This window comes from Paraburkholderia nodosa DSM 21604, assembly GCF_000519185.1.
Classification (GTDB): Bacteria; Pseudomonadota; Gammaproteobacteria; order Burkholderiales; family Burkholderiaceae; genus Paraburkholderia; species Paraburkholderia nodosa.
This window is the reverse complement of sequence record NZ_JAFA01000013.1, coordinates 14,701-30,228: the sequence shown is the minus strand read 5'-3', so window position 1 is coordinate 30,228 and position 15,528 is coordinate 14,701. Positions and strand designations below refer to the sequence as shown.

At 65.3% G+C, this 15,528-nt stretch carries 16 protein-coding genes and 1 tRNA gene; 12 read left to right on the top strand and 5 right to left on the bottom strand.

What is annotated here, in order from left to right; genetic code table 11:
* Positions 1-2 precede the first annotated feature (2 nt).
* Positions 3-1,088 (top strand): biotin synthase BioB, encoded by a 1,086-nt coding sequence (gene bioB, locus A3CW_RS46970; protein WP_051481601.1) that lies wholly within the window; start codon positions 3-5, stop codon positions 1,086-1,088.
* A 79-nt stretch (positions 1,089-1,167) separates the two neighbouring features.
* On the opposite strand, the gene cytX is transcribed toward bioB, so the two are convergent.
* Positions 1,168-2,484 (bottom strand): putative hydroxymethylpyrimidine transporter CytX, encoded by a 1,317-nt coding sequence (gene cytX, locus A3CW_RS0120210; RefSeq protein WP_028205188.1) that lies wholly within the window; start codon positions 2,482-2,484, stop codon positions 1,168-1,170.
* Positions 2,485-2,698: 214 nt separating this feature from the next.
* On the opposite strand from cytX, the gene A3CW_RS0120205 reads away from it, so the two are divergent.
* From A3CW_RS0120205 to A3CW_RS0120195, 3 genes are all read left to right on the top strand, one after another.
* Positions 2,699-4,030, top strand: a complete 1,332-nt coding sequence (locus A3CW_RS0120205; protein WP_028205187.1) for a replication-associated recombination protein A — start codon at positions 2,699-2,701, stop codon at positions 4,028-4,030.
* A gap of 97 nt (positions 4,031-4,127) precedes the next feature.
* A complete protein-coding gene (serS, locus tag A3CW_RS0120200) occupies positions 4,128-5,420 on the top strand; it encodes a serine--tRNA ligase (protein ID WP_028205186.1) in 1,293 nt (430 codons plus the stop codon).
* A gap of 146 nt (positions 5,421-5,566) precedes the next feature.
* Positions 5,567-5,657: transfer RNA gene (locus A3CW_RS0120195), tRNA-Ser, on the top strand.
* Positions 5,658-5,742: 85 nt separating this feature from the next.
* Here the strand turns inward: A3CW_RS0120195 and A3CW_RS0120190 are convergent.
* The gene (locus tag A3CW_RS0120190) at positions 5,743-6,540 is read right to left on the bottom strand and encodes a glycosyltransferase family 2 protein (RefSeq protein WP_028205185.1); all 798 of its coding nucleotides are present in this window, start codon (positions 6,538-6,540) and stop codon (positions 5,743-5,745) included.
* Between the two features lie 220 nt (positions 6,541-6,760).
* Between A3CW_RS0120190 and map the strand changes: the two genes are divergently transcribed.
* From map to A3CW_RS54325, 8 genes are all read left to right on the top strand, one after another.
* Complete coding sequence (gene map / locus A3CW_RS0120185) at positions 6,761-7,546, top strand: type I methionyl aminopeptidase (protein WP_028205184.1); 786 nt, start codon at positions 6,761-6,763, stop codon at positions 7,544-7,546.
* Between the two features lie 142 nt (positions 7,547-7,688).
* Complete coding sequence (locus A3CW_RS0120180; protein ID WP_028205183.1) at positions 7,689-8,225, top strand: GNAT family N-acetyltransferase; 537 nt, start codon at positions 7,689-7,691, stop codon at positions 8,223-8,225.
* Positions 8,226-8,461: 236 nt separating this feature from the next.
* Entirely contained in the window at positions 8,462-9,340 is an 879-nt protein-coding gene (gene minC / locus A3CW_RS0120175; protein ID WP_028205182.1) for a septum site-determining protein MinC, read from the top strand.
* A 92-nt stretch (positions 9,341-9,432) separates the two neighbouring features.
* Positions 9,433-10,248, top strand: a complete 816-nt coding sequence (gene minD, locus A3CW_RS0120170) for a septum site-determining protein MinD (RefSeq protein ID WP_028205181.1) — start codon at positions 9,433-9,435, stop codon at positions 10,246-10,248.
* Positions 10,249-10,262: 14 nt separating this feature from the next.
* The gene (gene minE / locus A3CW_RS0120165; protein ID WP_028205180.1) at positions 10,263-10,517 is read left to right on the top strand and encodes a cell division topological specificity factor MinE; all 255 of its coding nucleotides are present in this window, start codon (positions 10,263-10,265) and stop codon (positions 10,515-10,517) included.
* A 231-nt stretch (positions 10,518-10,748) separates the two neighbouring features.
* Entirely contained in the window at positions 10,749-11,066 is a 318-nt protein-coding gene (locus tag A3CW_RS0120160; RefSeq protein WP_028205179.1) for a YXWGXW repeat-containing protein, read from the top strand.
* A gap of 380 nt (positions 11,067-11,446) precedes the next feature.
* Entirely contained in the window at positions 11,447-12,454 is a 1,008-nt protein-coding gene (gene waaC, locus A3CW_RS46965; protein WP_051481600.1) for a lipopolysaccharide heptosyltransferase I, read from the top strand.
* A 260-nt stretch (positions 12,455-12,714) separates the two neighbouring features.
* Positions 12,715-12,840 carry a hypothetical protein gene (locus A3CW_RS54325; protein WP_256094537.1) on the top strand — a complete coding sequence of 42 codons (126 nt, stop codon included), beginning with the start codon at positions 12,715-12,717 and terminating at the stop codon, positions 12,838-12,840.
* Positions 12,841-12,888: 48 nt separating this feature from the next.
* Here the strand turns inward: A3CW_RS54325 and A3CW_RS0120140 are convergent, their stop codons facing one another.
* The 3 genes from A3CW_RS0120140 to A3CW_RS46960 all read right to left on the bottom strand — a co-directional run bounded on the left by A3CW_RS0120140 (position 12,889) and on the right by A3CW_RS46960 (position 15,350).
* Entirely contained in the window at positions 12,889-13,068 is a 180-nt protein-coding gene (locus A3CW_RS0120140) for a hypothetical protein (RefSeq protein WP_028205177.1), read from the bottom strand.
* Positions 13,069-13,211: 143 nt separating this feature from the next.
* Positions 13,212-14,528, bottom strand: a complete 1,317-nt coding sequence (locus tag A3CW_RS0120135) for an MFS transporter (protein WP_028205176.1) — start codon at positions 14,526-14,528, stop codon at positions 13,212-13,214.
* Positions 14,529-14,915: 387 nt separating this feature from the next.
* Positions 14,916-15,350 carry a TonB family protein gene (locus A3CW_RS46960; protein WP_245623706.1) on the bottom strand — a complete coding sequence of 145 codons (435 nt, stop codon included), beginning with the start codon at positions 15,348-15,350 and terminating at the stop codon, positions 14,916-14,918.
* Positions 15,351-15,528 lie beyond the last annotated feature (178 nt).

The following is a 15,528-nucleotide window of genomic DNA, read 5'->3' as shown; positions in this document are numbered from 1 at the left end:
CCATGACGCAAACCCATATCGACCTTACCTCGCTGAAGGCCACCGCGCCGAGCGCCCATGCCGCCGCCGAAGCCGCCGCGCGCTGGAAAGTCGCCGACGTCGCCGCGCTCTACGAGTTGCCGTTCAACGACCTGCTGTTCCGCGCGCAGCAGGTGCATCGCGAGCATTTCGACGCGAACGCCGTGCAGCTTTCCACGCTCCTCTCGATCAAGACCGGCGGCTGCGAGGAAGACTGCGCGTACTGCCCGCAATCGGCGCATCACGACACGGAACTGGAAGCCGGCAAGCTGATGGAAGTCGACGCCGTGCTGGACGCGGCGCGCGCGGCCAAGGCCAACGGCGCGACGCGCTTTTGCATGGGCGCGGCGTGGCGCAGTCCGAAGGATCGCCACCTCGAGCCGATCAAGGACATGATCCGCGGCGTCAAGGCGATGGGTCTGGAAACCTGCGTGACGCTCGGCATGCTCGAAGATCACCAGGCGAAGGCGCTGGCCGACGCGGGCCTCGACTACTACAACCATAACCTCGATACGTCGCCGGAGTTCTACGGCAAGATCATTTCGACGCGCACCTATGAGGATCGCCTCGAGACGCTCGAACGCGTGCGCGACGCGGGCATCAACGTGTGCTGCGGCGGCATCGTCGGCATGGGCGAATCGCGCCGCGAGCGCGCGGGACTGATCGCCCAGCTCGCGAACATGGAGCCGTATCCGGAGTCGGTGCCCATCAACAATCTCGTGCAGGTCACGGGCACGCCGCTCGAAGGCACCGAACCGATCGACCCGTTCGAATTCGTGCGTACGATCGCCGTGGCGCGCATCACGATGCCCAAGGCGATGGTGCGCCTTTCGGCGGGCCGCGAGCAGATGGACGACGCGCTCCAGGCACTGTGCTTCATGGCGGGAGCGAACTCGATTTTCTACGGCGACCAGCTGCTCACCACGAGCAACCCGCAGGCGGAAGCCGACCGCAAGCTGCTGCAGCGTCTGGGCATCACGGCGCAGGCCGCGCAGCATCTGCCCGCCGACGACCACGCGCATCACGCACATCACGGTCATTCGCACGGCGGCTGCGGCCACTGCGAGTGACGTTTCGCACGTCGCCAGAAGCAAAAACGCCAGGCTGCGAAGCCTGGCGTTTTTTATTGTCCAACGGAAGGACGGCGCGTTACGCGTAAGCCGCGCGCCGGCGCCCGGCAAGCACGAGATAGCACAGCGCGCCGATCACGAGCGAAGGCAGCGTCGCGCCGAGGTTCGGCAGCCACTGGTTGAGCGCCTGATATGCGCCGAAACCGACCAACCACGCGACGAACGCGCTCACGTGCCAGCCACCCGAATAGCCGTAGACACCGTTCAGATCGGCGAGCGCCTGCGTGTCGATACGGCGGCGGCGCACGATGAAGTGATCGGCGAGCACCACGCCAAAGAGCGGGGCGAACACGGAGCCGATGAAGAGCAGGAAGTTCTCGTACTTCGCCATCGGCACGACGAGGCCGATCAGCGTGCACAGCGCGCCGAACGCTGCCGAGAGCCAGGGCACGGTGGCGCGCGTCCAGAACGTGCCGGTCGAGACCGCGGCCGAGTGGATATCGGCGAAGGCGTTGTCGATCTCGTCGATCAGCACGAGCAGCAGCGCGAAGCCGCCGCCGGCTTGCGCGAGCGCCGTGGTGAGGAGCGCGTCGCCGCCGCCCGCGGCGAGGCCGTAGATGGCGCCGAGCGCATAGAACCACAGGTTCGCGATGCCATAGCCGAACAGCGTGCCGCGGAAGGTTTCGCCCGCTTTGCGGCCAAAACGCGTGTAGTCGGCGATGAGCGGCAGCCACGAGAGCGGCATCGCCACCACGAGGTCGATGGCGCTGCCAAACGGCATTTCGCCCGTGCCGGGGCGGCGCATCAGCGCGCCCAGGTCCTGCTTCACGAGCAGGCTCCACGTGAGCCAGGCCGCGCCGGCGAGCAGCAGCCAGATGCCCCACGTGCGCAGGAAGCGCCGCACGAACGAGAGCGGGCCGCTCACGGCCAGCAGCGTGGCGAGCACGCCGAAGATCACGGTCCAGACGAGCGGCATCGACAGGCCGAAGGCTTGCCTGGCGAGCGCATCGGCGGAATCGCGCATCACGATGATCTCGAACGAGCCCCAGCCCACGAGCTGCACCATGTTGATGACGGCCGGCACCGACACGCCGCGAACGCCGAGCGTCGGGCGCAGCGACGACATCGCAGCGAGGCCCGTGTCCGTGCCGATCACGCCCGCGAGCGCGAGCAGCAAGACGCCGATCACGCTGCCGATGACGATGGCCATAAGCGCATGAGGCAGCGAGAGGCCCGGCACGAGCAGCGCGCCCGCCTGCGCAACGAGCAGGCCGATGCCGAGCGAAAACCACAGCGCGAAGGCGTCGCCGGTGCGGAACTGACGGCGCGCATCCGGCACAGGCACGTTCGGTGCGTAGGTGGAGCCGGCGTCGCCGGCGTGCGAATCTTGAGTCATGTGGAACGCTTTCCTCTGTATCGTCTGTTTTGTCTGTTTTGTCCGGGCGCGTCAGCTCGAGCGGCTCTGCCCGCGCTTCGCGCCGCGGCGCACGCTGTCATAATGCACGACTGCATCCGGTGCGGCGGGCCGTTTTGCGGTGTCGGGCGTTGTGTCCCCGAATCTGCCGCCAACCTGCGGCCAGCCGGAAAGCCGTCATTATCGCGAAAACGTCATGTTTGAAGAAACCCGTGCCAACGTCCCGCTCGCCGAACGGCTGCGCCCGCGCTCCATCGACGAGGTCATCGGCCAGAAGCATCTGCTCGGGCCCAACAAGCCGCTGCGCGTCGCGTTCGAATCCGGCGAAGCGCATTCGATGATCCTCTGGGGGCCGCCGGGCGTGGGCAAGACCACGCTCGCGCGCCTCATGGCCGATGCCTTTCACGCCGAATTCATCGCGCTCTCGGCGGTGCTCTCAGGTGTGAAGGACATCCGCGAGGCCGTGGAGCAGGCGCAGCTGCATCGCGCGCATGGCCACCAGACGCTCGTGTTCGTCGACGAGGTCCATCGCTTCAACAAGAGCCAGCAAGACGCCTTCCTGCCGCATGTGGAGTCGGGCCTTTTCGTGTTCGTCGGCGCGACGACGGAAAACCCGTCGTTCGAGGTCAACAGCGCATTGCTTTCTCGCGCCGCCGTGTATGTGCTCAGGAGCCTCGACGAGGAAGAGCAGGGCGAACTGCTCGAGCGCGCGAGCGCGGAACTGGGCGGCCTGACCTTCACGGACGAAGCGAAAAAGGCGTTGATTGGTTCCGCCGACGGCGACGGGCGCAAGCTCCTGAACAACCTCGAAATCGTCGCGCGCGCGGCCGCCCAGCAGAAGAAGACCGGGATCGACGGCGAACTGCTCGGCAGCGCGCTGGCGGAAAACCTGCGCCGCTTCGACAAGGGCGGCGACGCGTTCTACGACCAGATCAGCGCGCTGCACAAGTCGGTGCGCGGCAGCAACCCGGACGGCGCGCTCTACTGGTTCTGCCGCATGCTCGACGGCGGTGCGGACCCGCGTTATCTCGCGCGGCGCATCGTGCGCATGGCGTGGGAGGACATCGGCCTCGCCGATCCGCGCGCCGGGCGCATCACGCTCGACGCCGCCGAGACCTACGAGCGCCTCGGTTCGCCCGAAGGCGAACTCGCGCTCGCGCAGGCCGTGATCTATCTGGCCGTCGCGCCGAAGTCGAACGCGGGCTACAACGCCTATAACGAGGCGCGGCGCTTCGTGAGCAAGGACCAGTCGCGCGCGGTGCCCATCCATCTGCGCAACGCGCCCACCAAGCTGATGAAGGAGCTGGGCTACGGCCACGAATACCGCTACGCGCACGACGAACCCGACGCCTACGCGGCCGGCGAGACCTATCTGCCCGACGGCATGCGCGAGCCGCGCTGGTATCAGCCCACGCCGCGCGGGCTCGAAGGCAAGATCGGCGAAAAGCTCGCGCGCCTGGCCGACCTCGACGCGCAATGGCGCGAAGAACACCGCGATGAACTCCGCGAGAGGAAGCGCAAGGGCTGAATCGCCATGAACAACGGCGATGCGCGCCGCGCCGGGCTGCTCCGGCCGGTGCGCTAAAATCGTCCCTTCACACAACGAAACTGCGTCTCACAATCCCATGCTCGACATCCAGCTGCTGCGCAAAGACCTCGACGGCGTCGCGAAGCGCCTCGCCGACCGCGGCTACACCCTCGACGTCGCGGCCTTCTCCGCGCTCGAAGCGGAACGCCGCGCCATCCAGACCCGCACCGAAGAGTTCCAGGCACGCCGCAATAGCCTGTCGAAGCAGATCGGCGCGATGAAAGGCCGCGGCGAGGACACCTCGGCGGTCATGGCCGAAGTGGGCGGGATCGGCGACGAGATGAAGACGTCGGCCGCCAAGCTCGACGAGATCCAGTCGAAGCTCTCGGACCTGCTGCTCGGCGTGCCGAATCTGCCGCACGAGAGCGTGCCCGCGGGCAAGGACGAGGCCGACAACGTGGAAGTGCGCCGCTGGGGCACGCCGCGCGCGTTCAACTTCGAGGTGAAGGATCACGTGGACGTCGGCACGCCGCTGGGTCTGGACTTCGAGACGGGCGCGAAGCTCTCGGGCGCACGCTTCACGATGCTGCGCGGCCAGATCGCGCGCCTGCACCGCGCGCTCGCGCAGTTCATGATCGACACGCACACGCTCCACCACGGCTACACGGAAACGTACACGCCCTACATCGTCAACCCGGAAATCCTGTACGGCACGGGTCAACTGCCCAAGTTCGCCGACGACATGTTCCGCGTGGAGAAGGGCGGCGGCGAGAACACGGTCACGCAGTACCTCATTTCGACTTCGGAAATCTCGCTCACGAACACGGTGCGCGAGAGCATCGTGGAAGGCAGCGCGCTGCCGATCAAGCTCACCGCGCACTCGCCGTGCTTCCGCTCGGAAGCCGGTTCGTATGGCCGCGACACGCGCGGCATGATCCGTCAGCACCAGTTCGACAAGGTTGAAATGGTGCAGATCGTTGCGCCCGAAACGTCGTACGACGCGCTCGAGCAGATGGTCGTCCACGCGGAGACCATCCTGCAGAAGCTCGGCCTGCCATATCGCGTCATCACGCTGTGCACGGGCGACATGGGCTTCTCGGCCACCAAGACTTATGACCTCGAAGTGTGGCTGCCCGCGCAGAACACGTATCGCGAGATTTCGAGCTGCTCGAACACGGAAGCGTTCCAGGCGCGCCGCATGCAGGCGCGCTACCGCAACGCGCAGGGCAAGCCGGAACTCGTGCACACGCTCAACGGTTCGGGCCTTGCCGTGGGCCGCACGCTGGTTGCCGTGCTGGAGAACTATCAGGAAGCCGACGGCTCGGTCACGGTGCCGGAAGTGCTGCGGCCGTATATGGGCGGCGTGGCGCGCCTCGAAGCAGGCGCCTGAGGCACTGCCTCGCGTGCAGAACATGTGACTTCCTTGCCTTCGAAACTTTTTTCAGTGAAGGCTTGCAAAATTCAAAACATGTTCTATAATCTTCGCTTCTCCGGTTGCCGACCAATGCCGGGGAAGCAGTAAAACAGCAGTGCCCCGGAGAGGTGGCAGAGTGGTCGAATGTACCTGACTCGAAATCAGGCGTACGGTTTCCCCGTACCGTGGGTTCGAATCCCACCCTCTCCGCCAGATTCAGAAAACCCCTGCATGCTTAACCGCTGCAGGGGTTTTCGCTTTTCTGCGCGAGTTCCGGCGTGCATGCCGGAGCGCACTTTCACTTGCGCATGTGGCCGCGCATTTCCAGCGCCCGCAGATAGGTGCCTGAGATCGACGATCCTCCGTGATGCACGATCTTCTCGTCGACGAGCGCCCATACCGACTTGCCCGCCGCGCGCACCCGCCGGCAAAACGATAAATCTTCCGAGAGGTACACGCCTTTCTCGCCGACCGTGTCGAAGAACGCATGGAACTTGCCGTCCGGCAGGTAGCCCGCGTACTGCGCGGGCGGCCGGTAAAGCGCGGTATGCGCGGCGATCGCCTCCAGCGCGTCGCGCCGCACGAGGAAGATGCCGGTGCCGACATGACTCACTTCGGCCCAGCCGTCGGACACGACACTGCTGCCCGCTTCATCCGCGAGGATCGCCGTGTTGTAGTCCACGGTCTTTTCCTGCCATTCGCGCAGCGTGAGCCCCACGTCGGCGCTCGTGATCTGCTTTTCCCTGTCGAAAAAGCGGTACGGGCAGGCAATGCCGGCCACGGGCTTGTCGCCGGCGATCAGGCGCAGAACCGCTTCGCGCGAGAAGTCCATGTCCGTATCGAGAAAGAGGAGATGGCTGAACTCGCGATGGCTCAAAAAATAATTCGCAAAGAAATTGCGCGCGCGGATGATGTGCGACGAGGCCGTGTGGATGTACTCGTAGCGGATGCCGCGTTCCTTGAGCGCCTCCATGAGGCGCGCGAGGGCCATGGCGAAGTCGAAATGCACGGAGTTGTCGTATGTGGGCAGCGCGATCAGGATGTTGGGCGCCGCGTTGGGCGTGGAGGAGGTGGGGGCGGGATTACTTGGGGTCATGATCGGACTGCCTGCTCGCGATGTAAGATATTTCTCATTCTTGACGGCGGCTTGTGCTCGAACAATCGGAGATCTCTGAAAATTCCGCGTCCGGCGTCATCGGGATGACACGCGTTGCTGCGGGTTGCTGCGCTAGCGACGCCGCAGCGCCGGTACAATCGCTCCTTTGAATTTGCGGCGCAGGGTTCTCCACCACCGCCGCGCCCACTTCGGTCCATCGATGCCTATCACCTACAAGTCTGCCGACGATCTCGCCCGCCTGCGCATTTCAGGCCGGCTCGCCGCCGACGTGCTCGCGATGATCGGCGAGCACGTGAAGCCGGGCGTCTCCACCGACGACCTCGACGCCCTCTGCAACGACTACATCGTCAATACGCTCAAGGCCGTGCCGGCCAATGTCGGCTACCTCGGCTTTCCGAAGACGATCTGCACGTCCGTCAATTCCGTGGTCTGCCACGGCATTCCGAATCGCGGCGAGGTGCTCAAGGACGGCGACATCATCAACATCGACGTGGCCGTGATCAAGGATGGCTATTTCGGGGACACGAGCCGCATGTACTGCGTCGGCACGCCGAGCACGGTGGGCCGCCAGCTGATCGACACGACCTACGAGGCGATGCTCGCGGGCATGCGCCAGGTGAAGCCGGGGGCGACGCTCGGCGACGTCGGCAACGCCATCCAGAAGCGCGCCCAGGCGGACGGCTTCTCGATCGTGCGCGAGTATTGCGGCCACGGCATCGGCAAGGTCTACCACGAGGAACCGCAGGTGCTGCACTACGGCCAGCCGGGGCAGGGCATGCGCCTGAAGCCGGGCATGGTCTTCACGATCGAGCCGATGGTCAACGCGGGCCGCGCCGGCACGTCGGTGCAGCGCGACGGCTGGACGGTCGTCACGAAGGACCGCTCGCTCTCGGCCCAGTGGGAACACATGGTCGCGGTCACCGACGACGGCTACGAACTCCTCACGCCCTGGCCGGACGGCACGGGCGCCTACGAGGCCCCGTGAGCGTGGCTGTGCGGCTTCTGGGGCCGTCTGTCAAGGCTCGCGCGCAGGGCGTCGCGTGCCGGCAATTGTCAAATAAGGATTTGACTCTCAAGCCAGTTCGGTTAAAGCTACGCGTTAGCGCTTTATTGGGGTTTACGACTGCATGAGTCCGTCACTGACCGTTCGCCGTATCGCCGCCGATCAGGGTGCCGTGCTCCGCGAGCTTCGAACAGCTTCGCTGCGCGACGCGCCTTATGCATTCGGCGACACGCTCGAAGACGCGCTATCCGCCGATGCCGCCGTTTTCGACGCCGCGGCGGCCCGGCATGCGGTTTCGCACACGGGCACGTCGTTCATTCTCTACACCGAGGGCCATCCGGCCGGTCTGATCGGCGCGAGCTTCGAAAGCGCGCCGGCGCGCCGCGCGTTCGTCTCGGCGCTGTGGGTCGCGCCCGCGGTGCGTCATCTGAGCGGCGGCGAATTGCTGCTGAACAGCGCCATCGACTGGCTCGTGAGCGAAGGCGCCACGCAGGTGTACGCCTGGATCACCGACGCGAACACCACGGCCATGCGCTTCTACGAGCGCCTCGGCTTCGTGGCCACCGGCGACCACGCGCGCAGCCAGCAGCAGCCCGAGCAGTGGGAAACGCTGCTCATGCGTGCGCTCGGCGAGCACACGAAGTCCGCTTCCTCGCCGTAACGCTGGCGTTCGCGCCGCTGCGCGCGGCGGCGCCCGCGTTTCGCTTCCCTGCGTACGACACACCGAACCAGAATCGTTTCTGCACGCGCGGCTCGGCGCGTTTGCGCTTCGCGCGCTTTTTTTGCGCCATTTTTGTTTGTGCGTATCTGGCAGCGATTTTGGCCGAATACCCCATTAAAAATAATGGCCGTGTGCGCCCGCGCCTGTAAAATACGCAAAATTTTTAGCCGAACGCCATGTCGCCCAGGAAATCGCCATATTTTGAACTGAAGAGCGGTTCAGTCGATACGCTTCTGTTCGTGGTCAAGACGACCGAGCTCGATGCCATGCGCGCCGAGCTCACGCGGCGCTTCGAGGCGACGCCCGAATTCTTCGCAAACGACACCGTTGCGATCGACGTGCGGCGTCTCGCCGACGGCGAGCAGGTCGCGCTCGGCGACATCGCGCGTCTGCTCGAAAGCGTGCGCATGCGCCCGGTGGGCGTGGTTGCGCATCCTGAACAGCACGGCTGGGCCGCTGCGGCAGGCCTGCCGTTCCTCGAGGCACGCGACCGCCGCGGCGCGGGCGGGAAGCCGGCCGCCGAAGAAGGCGCAAGCGACGGCGAGGCAGCGAATGCTTCGGCCACCGCATCTGCCACCGCTTCGGCCGCGCCGCAAGCCACCGCTGCGCAGCCCGAACTCTTTACCACCGACACGGACCCGGCCGCCGCCGAAGCGAGCGCAGCGGCAACGGTGAACGCTGCGGCGATGCTCGACGCCGGCGCATCCGGCGCGCGCGCGGAACCCACGCTCGTGATCGACCGGCCGTTGCGCTCGGGCCAGCGCATCTACGCGAAGGGCGACGTGGTCGTGCTCGGCCTCGTGTCCAATGGCGCGGAAGTGATCGCCGAGGGCAATATCCACATTTACGCGCCGTTGCGCGGCCGCGCGCTAGCGGGCGTGCACGGCAACCACGACGCACGCATTTTCTGCACGAGCCTCGAGGCGGAACTGATTTCGATTGCGGGCATCTACCGTACCACTGAAGTTCCACTCGCCGACGACGTGCGGGGCAAGCCGGCTCAAATCCGGCTCGAGGAAGAAAAGCTGTTGATCGAACCGTTGAGGCTCACCTGAGTCGCAGCTCGAGCGTCGTGCGCAGGCGAGCAGGGGCATGAGCGGCACGCGATGAGACCAAACTGAGAAACTGACGAACGCAAGGTAAGGGAATGGCAAAAATCATTGTGGTGACTTCGGGCAAAGGTGGTGTCGGTAAAACGACCACGAGCGCGAGTTTCGCATCGGGCCTCGCGTTGCGCGGCCACAAGACCGCGGTCATCGACTTCGACGTGGGCCTGCGCAATCTCGACCTCATCATGGGTTGCGAGCGCCGCGTCGTGTACGACCTGATCAACGTGATCCAGGGCGAGGCGAACCTCAATCAGGCGCTCATCAAGGACAAGAAGTGCGAAAACCTCTTCATCCTGCCGGCCTCGCAAACGCGCGATAAAGACGCGCTCACGAAAGAGGGCGTGGAGAAGGTGATCGAGGACCTGCGCAAGATGGATTTCGAGTACATCGTGTGCGATTCGCCCGCGGGCATCGAGTCGGGCGCACTGCTCGCGATGCACTTCGCCGACGAAGCGCTCATCGTGACGAACCCGGAAGTGTCTTCCGTGCGCGACTCGGACCGTATCCTCGGCATGCTGTCGTCGAAGACGAAGCGCGCGATCGACGGCAAGGACCCGATCAAGGAGCACCTGCTCATCACCCGCTACAACCCGAAGCGCGTGAGCGAAGGCGAGATGCTCTCGCTGAACGACATTCAGGAGATTCTGCGCATCGAACTGATCGGCGTGATTCCCGAATCGGAAGCGGTGCTGCACGCGTCGAACCAGGGTCTGCCGGCAGTGCATCTGGACGGCACCGACGTCGCCGAGTCGTACAAGGACGTCGTGTCGCGCTTTCTTGGCGAGGACAAGTCGCTTCGCTTCACCGATTACCAGAAGCCGGGCCTCTTGCAGCGCCTCTTCGGTAGCAAGTAAGGGAGGCGAACGTCATGTCGTTTCTTACGTTTTTTCTCGGCGAGAAGAAGAAGTCCGCCTCGGTAGCGAAGGAACGCCTGCAGCTCATCATTGCTCACGAGCGCGCAGGCGGCCATCCGCCCGCCGACTATCTGCCGGCCCTGCAACGCGAACTGGTCGCGGTGATCTCGAAGTACGTGAAGATCTCCGATGAAGACATTCGCGTGAGCCTCGAACGTCAGGACGATCTCGAAGTGCTCGAGGTCAAGATCGAGATTCCGCAGGCTTGAGTTTCAACGCGCGCAGCCGCTGCGCTGCGCGCGTCGTTCGTCGTATCGCCACGCTTTTCCCTCCGCGCCTTTCTTCTCGCGCGCTGCGCTTTGGCGCGGCCGCCGGCCTTACCGAAATATTCCGTTTCACTTCACCCTGCGCCGTTACACCACCGCTGTCAGCGCAACGCCGTGCTCGCGCATTGATCGGGTAACGCCAATCAAGGCGTCAAACAATCAAGGGTGGTCAACATGAACAACTCTATTCGCGTCTTCATCGCCAAGGCCGCGATCGTCGCCGCTGGCACCTGCGCTGTCGCGGCTCCCGCATTTGCTGAAATCGTCGTGGTCGAGCCGAGCGCGCCGCCGCCTGCCGAACGCGTGGAAGTCGTGCCGGCGCCGCGCGTGGGCTATGCATGGGACAAGGGCCACTGGCGCTGGGACCACGGCCAGTACGTATGGGTGAGGGGCCACTGGCAGGCTGAGCGTGTGGGCTATCACTGGGTGCCGGGTCACTGGATCGCGCATGGGCCGAACTGGCGCTGGGTCGAAGGCCATTGGGCCGCCTGATCTTTCGAGCCCAAGGGGAGCCCTATCATGAGTAAAAAACTGCTCGCGGCGGCCGCGCTCGCGATTACGCTGGCGGGCTGCATCGTCGTGCCGGCGCGGCCCATGTACGTGAGACCTGCACCGGTCGTCGTCTACTAGCCATTGACCGTTTATTTCGATCCCTCGACGGATCGTCCATTCCGGGCCTGGCGCGCATTGGCGTGTCGGGCCCGGCGCGTTTTAGAGCGTCCATTGTCGATGCCACACGAGGGATCAATGAGAAAGGGACAGATTTCGCTCATCCTGGATCACCCATTCGCAGGTTGGCGCAAGGTTAGTCCGTTAAAATCTCCGGAAATCCCTTGAAGACTGGAATATCGGGCCCTGCGGTCCGCAGCACAATGAAACGAGTTTTGATTGTCAAAGTGACTTCGCTCGGCGACATCGTCGAGGCGCTTCCGGTCGTGGCCGACGTGCAGCGCGCCTTCCCGGGCGTCAAGGTCGATTGGGCCGCGGACGAGGCCTTTGCCGATATCGTGCGCTGGAACGCCGGCGTCGACCGCGTGCTCTGCGCGCCGCTGCGCCGCTTCAAGAAGGCGCGCCGCTGGAGCGACTTCAAGGCGATCTGGGCGTCGATTTCGGAACTGCGCGCCTACCGCTATGACGCCATCGTCGACATTCACGGCGTGTACAAGAGCGCGATCATCGCGTTTCTTGCGCGCGGGCGGCGCCGCTTCGGCTATCTCTCGCAGGACCTCGGCGAGCGCGGCGCGGCCTTCGCGTACAACGGCCGCTTCGGGCCGCGTCCGAAGTGCGATGCGTGGCACGGCATGCGCATCAGCGCGGGCGAGGCGCTCGGCTACACGGTCGATACGCCGCCCGAATTCCAGATGCGCGTTCCGCGCGACGGCACCGCGCTGCCCGCGCCTGACGCGCCCACGGCGCTGCTCTTTCACGCGACTTCGAAAGACGAGAAGAAGTGGCCGGTCGCGCATTGGGGGGAGCTTGGCAATGCGTTGATCGCGCGTGGCCTGCGCATCGAACTGCCGTGGGGTTCCGATAGCGAGCACGCCACGGCGCGCGAGATCGCGGCGCTGATCCCGGGCGCGACGGTGCTGCCGCGCCTCACGGTTGCCCAGGTCGCACAGCGCATCGAGGATTGTGCGCTCGTGGTCGGCACCGACACGGGCTTCGTGCATCTCTCGCACGCGCTCATCAAGCCGACCGTGATGGTCTTCGTTTCGACCGACGCCGAGCACAGCGGCGTGCGTGCGCCCAATCGCTCGATCTCGATCGGCGACGGCCATCACGTGCCGCCCGTGCAGGTGGCGATCGATGCCGTCGATCGCATCTACCCGGCGCGCGACGGCGGCGCGTCTACGCCGTCATCGCGCGTTCACGCCGCTTGAGTTTTCGCGGGTCGGCACGCGCGTTGCGGCGTGCTTTCCCCGCCGTTTCCCATTACGAGCTTGTTAAAAGTGTCGCGCTTGTATTGCAGGGGCGCGCCTGACAGCGCATGCAAAAGGCTTTGGGCGCCCATGCTGTTACACGGGCCACACCGCTGCTTACAAATTGCAACGCCTCACGCCTTCGCCGTCGTGTTCAATCGTAACCGTCCAGCCCGACATCGCATGGCCGGACACAGACACTGACTTGAAGGGAGAACACTGTGAAACGATTGACGCTTACCCTCATCGCCGGCGCCTTGCTCGCGGCTTCGCTGGGCGGCTGCGTCGTGGTGCCGGCCGGCGGCTACTACGGCGGCGGCTACCATCACGGCTATTACTATCGCTGATCGCTGCCGAACGGTGCCGCCCAGGCGGTACCCGCGGCACGGCGGCCTTCAGGCAAGCAGCATTTCAAGCGCGATAACCGCGGCAATTGCCGCGGCGTTCGCCGCCAGCGCTTCGAGCAGGACCGCACGCCAGCTCGCGGTGCGCAGGCGAAACGCCAGCAGGAGCGAAATGCCCAGGGCGAGGGCGATGAACAGAACAATGTCGGCGTTGCTCAGATGCAGGTTCATCGTCGGCTCCCCCGGGAGATCGCTCCCCGCTTGTTGATTCGAGTATAGACACGCATCGCGCGTACCCAAAGCGATTAAAAAAGGCATAAAAAAAAGCGGAGACCGCCTGGCGGCCTCCGCTTTTTAATTGATGCGGCGATGCGCTACGAGAGCGACGTATGGCGCGTCTCGCGCATGCACAGGACACCGAACAGGCTCACGCAGGCGGCGATCGACACATACGCGCCGACCCACGAGAGACCGCCGCGCGCGGCCAGCACCTGCGCGATATACGGTGCAACCGATGCGCCGAGAATGCCGCCCAGGTTGTAAGCGACGCCCGCGCCCGTGTAGCGCACGCTGGTCGGGAACAGCTCGGGCAACAGCGCGCCCATCGGCGCGAACGTGGCGCCCATCAGGAACAGCTGGATCACGAGGAAGAGCAGCACGAGCGGCGTCGCACCGCTACCGAGCAGCGGCTCCATCGTGAAGCCCGAGAGAATCGCCAGAATGCAGCCGACGATCAGCACGGGCTTGCGGCCGAAGCGGTCGGACAGCCAGGCCGAGATCGGCGTGGCGATGCCCATGAACACCACCGCGATGCACAGCATGCCGAGGAAGGTCGGGCGCGGAATGTGCAGCGCCGTTACGCCGTGCGAGAGCGAGAACACCGTGGCGTTATAGAAGAGCGTGTAGCACACGACCATGGCGAGCGCGCCGAGCAGCGTCGGCCACCAGTACTGCGAGAGCAGTGTAGCGACCGGCACCTTGACGCGCTCCTCGCGCTCGATGGCGGCCTTGAAGGCGGGCGTTTCGGCGATCTTCATGCGCACGTACAGACCGAGCGCGACGAGCACCGCCGAGACGATGAACGGCACGCGCCAGCCCCAGTCGCGGAACTGCTGGTCGGAGAGCGTGGAGGCGAGGCCGAAGAAGAGGCCGTTCGAGGCGAGGAAGCCCACCGACGGCCCGAGCTGCGGGAACATGCCGAACCAGCCGCGCTTGCCTTGCGGCGCGTATTCCGTCGCGAGGAGCGCGGCGCCGCCCCATTCGCCGCCCAGGCCGATGCCCTGGCCGAAGCGCAGGATGCACAGCAGGATCGGCGCGAGGCTGCCAATCGCGTCATAGCCGGGCAGGAAGCCGATCAGCGTGGTGGAGAGGCCCATGACGAGCAGCGACGCCACCAGCGTCGATTTACGGCCGATGCGGTCACCGAAGTGGCCGAAGATGAACGAGCCGATCGGCCGCGCGACGAACGCGATGCCGAAGGTGACGAACGCCGAGAGCGCCTGGGCCGTGGCCGAACCGTGCGGGAAGAACACGGGGCCGATCACGAGCGCAGCGGCCGTTGCGTACACATAGAAGTCGTAGAACTCGATTGCGGTACCGATAAAGCTCGCAAAGATCACGCGCGCGGTGCTTTGCTGCTTCGCTGCGTTTGCCTGATCGGCGCGCGCGGGCGAAATGGGTGAGGTGGACATCCAGGGTCTCCAGTCGTTGTGACGCGCTTGAGCCTGAGTCTTGCGAGGCTTGCGCGGGCGTCTTTGTTCGGGCTCGAAGCGTAGCGTGGCGCGTGGTCGGCGCTCGACGCTCCGGCAGCGTCAGGCGGCGACGCTTCGCCAGTATGCATCGCACGGCGCGAGCCGTGCGCGTTGATTCCTGACCGGCCATAGCACGCGCCGATAGGCACGAAGGAGCGGGAGCGCGGTCGAAGCCTCGCGCGGCCGCGCGGATGGCGCGTGGCAAGAGGCATGGCCGGCGGGCGCCGGCTGGGGATAGCGAAAAATTATAACGACCGTGCGCGCCGCGCAGCAAGGCGGGCGTAAGCAGGCCCCGCGCGCGTCAGGCATCGGCGCGAAGCGCGTGGGTCACTGGTAGTTCTGCGCCTGCGGCGAAGCGAGCGTGCGCAGCTGGAACTTGCCGTTGTCGTTGAAGAGCCAGTCCTCGAACATGTCGAGCTGGCCAGCGGAATTGAGCAGGCCGCCGGGCGGCGGCGGCAGCGGCGCGGCGCGGCGCAAAGTTGCGAGGGCGGTGGCTTCGGCTTCGTCGTCGCCGTTGGTCCGGTAAACCGATGACTTCACGATCTGGCCATTGCGATTGACCGTGAACGACACGACCACGAGCGAGCGCAGCATGGCCTGTGGCGCGCCGTGCAGAACGTAGGACGGGTTGTGCTCGACGATGTGTTTCGCGACCGTGGTGCGGTAGTCGTCGAGGGTGGCGCTGTTGATCGCCGCGGGGGGAATGACGAGGAGCGGCCTGGGCGGCGGCGTGATCGTGCAGGCGCCGAGGCAGCCGAGCATCGCGAGCAGCAAAACCAGACCGAGGCGCCGTGCGAGGGAGGCGCGAGGTGCGGATGAACCGCAAGACCACTGGACGCGGATGAGCATGTCGAACAAGCTCGGAAGCGGAACCTGAATCGAGCTTAGACGATACGCAGCGGGAAGCAATCAGAACTGTCCCGCGTAGTTCACGGGACGT

What these genes read in the sequence shown, in the direction of transcription:
- bioB (WP_051481601.1), top strand. Translation starts at nt 3, where the DNA reads ATGACGCAAACCCATATCGACCTTACCTCGCTGAAGGCCACCGCGCCG.
- cytX (WP_028205188.1), bottom strand. Translation starts at nt 2,484, where the DNA reads ATGACTCAAGATTCGCACGCCGGCGACGCCGGCTCCACCTACGCACCG.
- A3CW_RS0120205 (WP_028205187.1), top strand. Translation starts at nt 2,699, where the DNA reads ATGTTTGAAGAAACCCGTGCCAACGTCCCGCTCGCCGAACGGCTGCGC.
- serS (WP_028205186.1), top strand. Translation starts at nt 4,128, where the DNA reads ATGCTCGACATCCAGCTGCTGCGCAAAGACCTCGACGGCGTCGCGAAG.
- A3CW_RS0120190 (WP_028205185.1), bottom strand. Translation starts at nt 6,540, where the DNA reads ATGACCCCAAGTAATCCCGCCCCCACCTCCTCCACGCCCAACGCGGCG.
- map (WP_028205184.1), top strand. Translation starts at nt 6,761, where the DNA reads ATGCCTATCACCTACAAGTCTGCCGACGATCTCGCCCGCCTGCGCATT.
- A3CW_RS0120180 (WP_028205183.1), top strand. Translation starts at nt 7,689, where the DNA reads ATGAGTCCGTCACTGACCGTTCGCCGTATCGCCGCCGATCAGGGTGCC.
- minC (WP_028205182.1), top strand. Translation starts at nt 8,462, where the DNA reads ATGTCGCCCAGGAAATCGCCATATTTTGAACTGAAGAGCGGTTCAGTC.
- minD (WP_028205181.1), top strand. Translation starts at nt 9,433, where the DNA reads ATGGCAAAAATCATTGTGGTGACTTCGGGCAAAGGTGGTGTCGGTAAA.
- minE (WP_028205180.1), top strand. Translation starts at nt 10,263, where the DNA reads ATGTCGTTTCTTACGTTTTTTCTCGGCGAGAAGAAGAAGTCCGCCTCG.
- A3CW_RS0120160 (WP_028205179.1), top strand. Translation starts at nt 10,749, where the DNA reads ATGAACAACTCTATTCGCGTCTTCATCGCCAAGGCCGCGATCGTCGCC.
- waaC (WP_051481600.1), top strand. Translation starts at nt 11,447, where the DNA reads ATGAAACGAGTTTTGATTGTCAAAGTGACTTCGCTCGGCGACATCGTC.
- A3CW_RS0120140 (WP_028205177.1), bottom strand. Translation starts at nt 13,068, where the DNA reads ATGAACCTGCATCTGAGCAACGCCGACATTGTTCTGTTCATCGCCCTC.
- A3CW_RS0120135 (WP_028205176.1), bottom strand. Translation starts at nt 14,528, where the DNA reads ATGTCCACCTCACCCATTTCGCCCGCGCGCGCCGATCAGGCAAACGCA.
- A3CW_RS46960 (WP_245623706.1), bottom strand. Translation starts at nt 15,350, where the DNA reads ATGCTCGGCTGCCTCGGCGCCTGCACGATCACGCCGCCGCCCAGGCCG.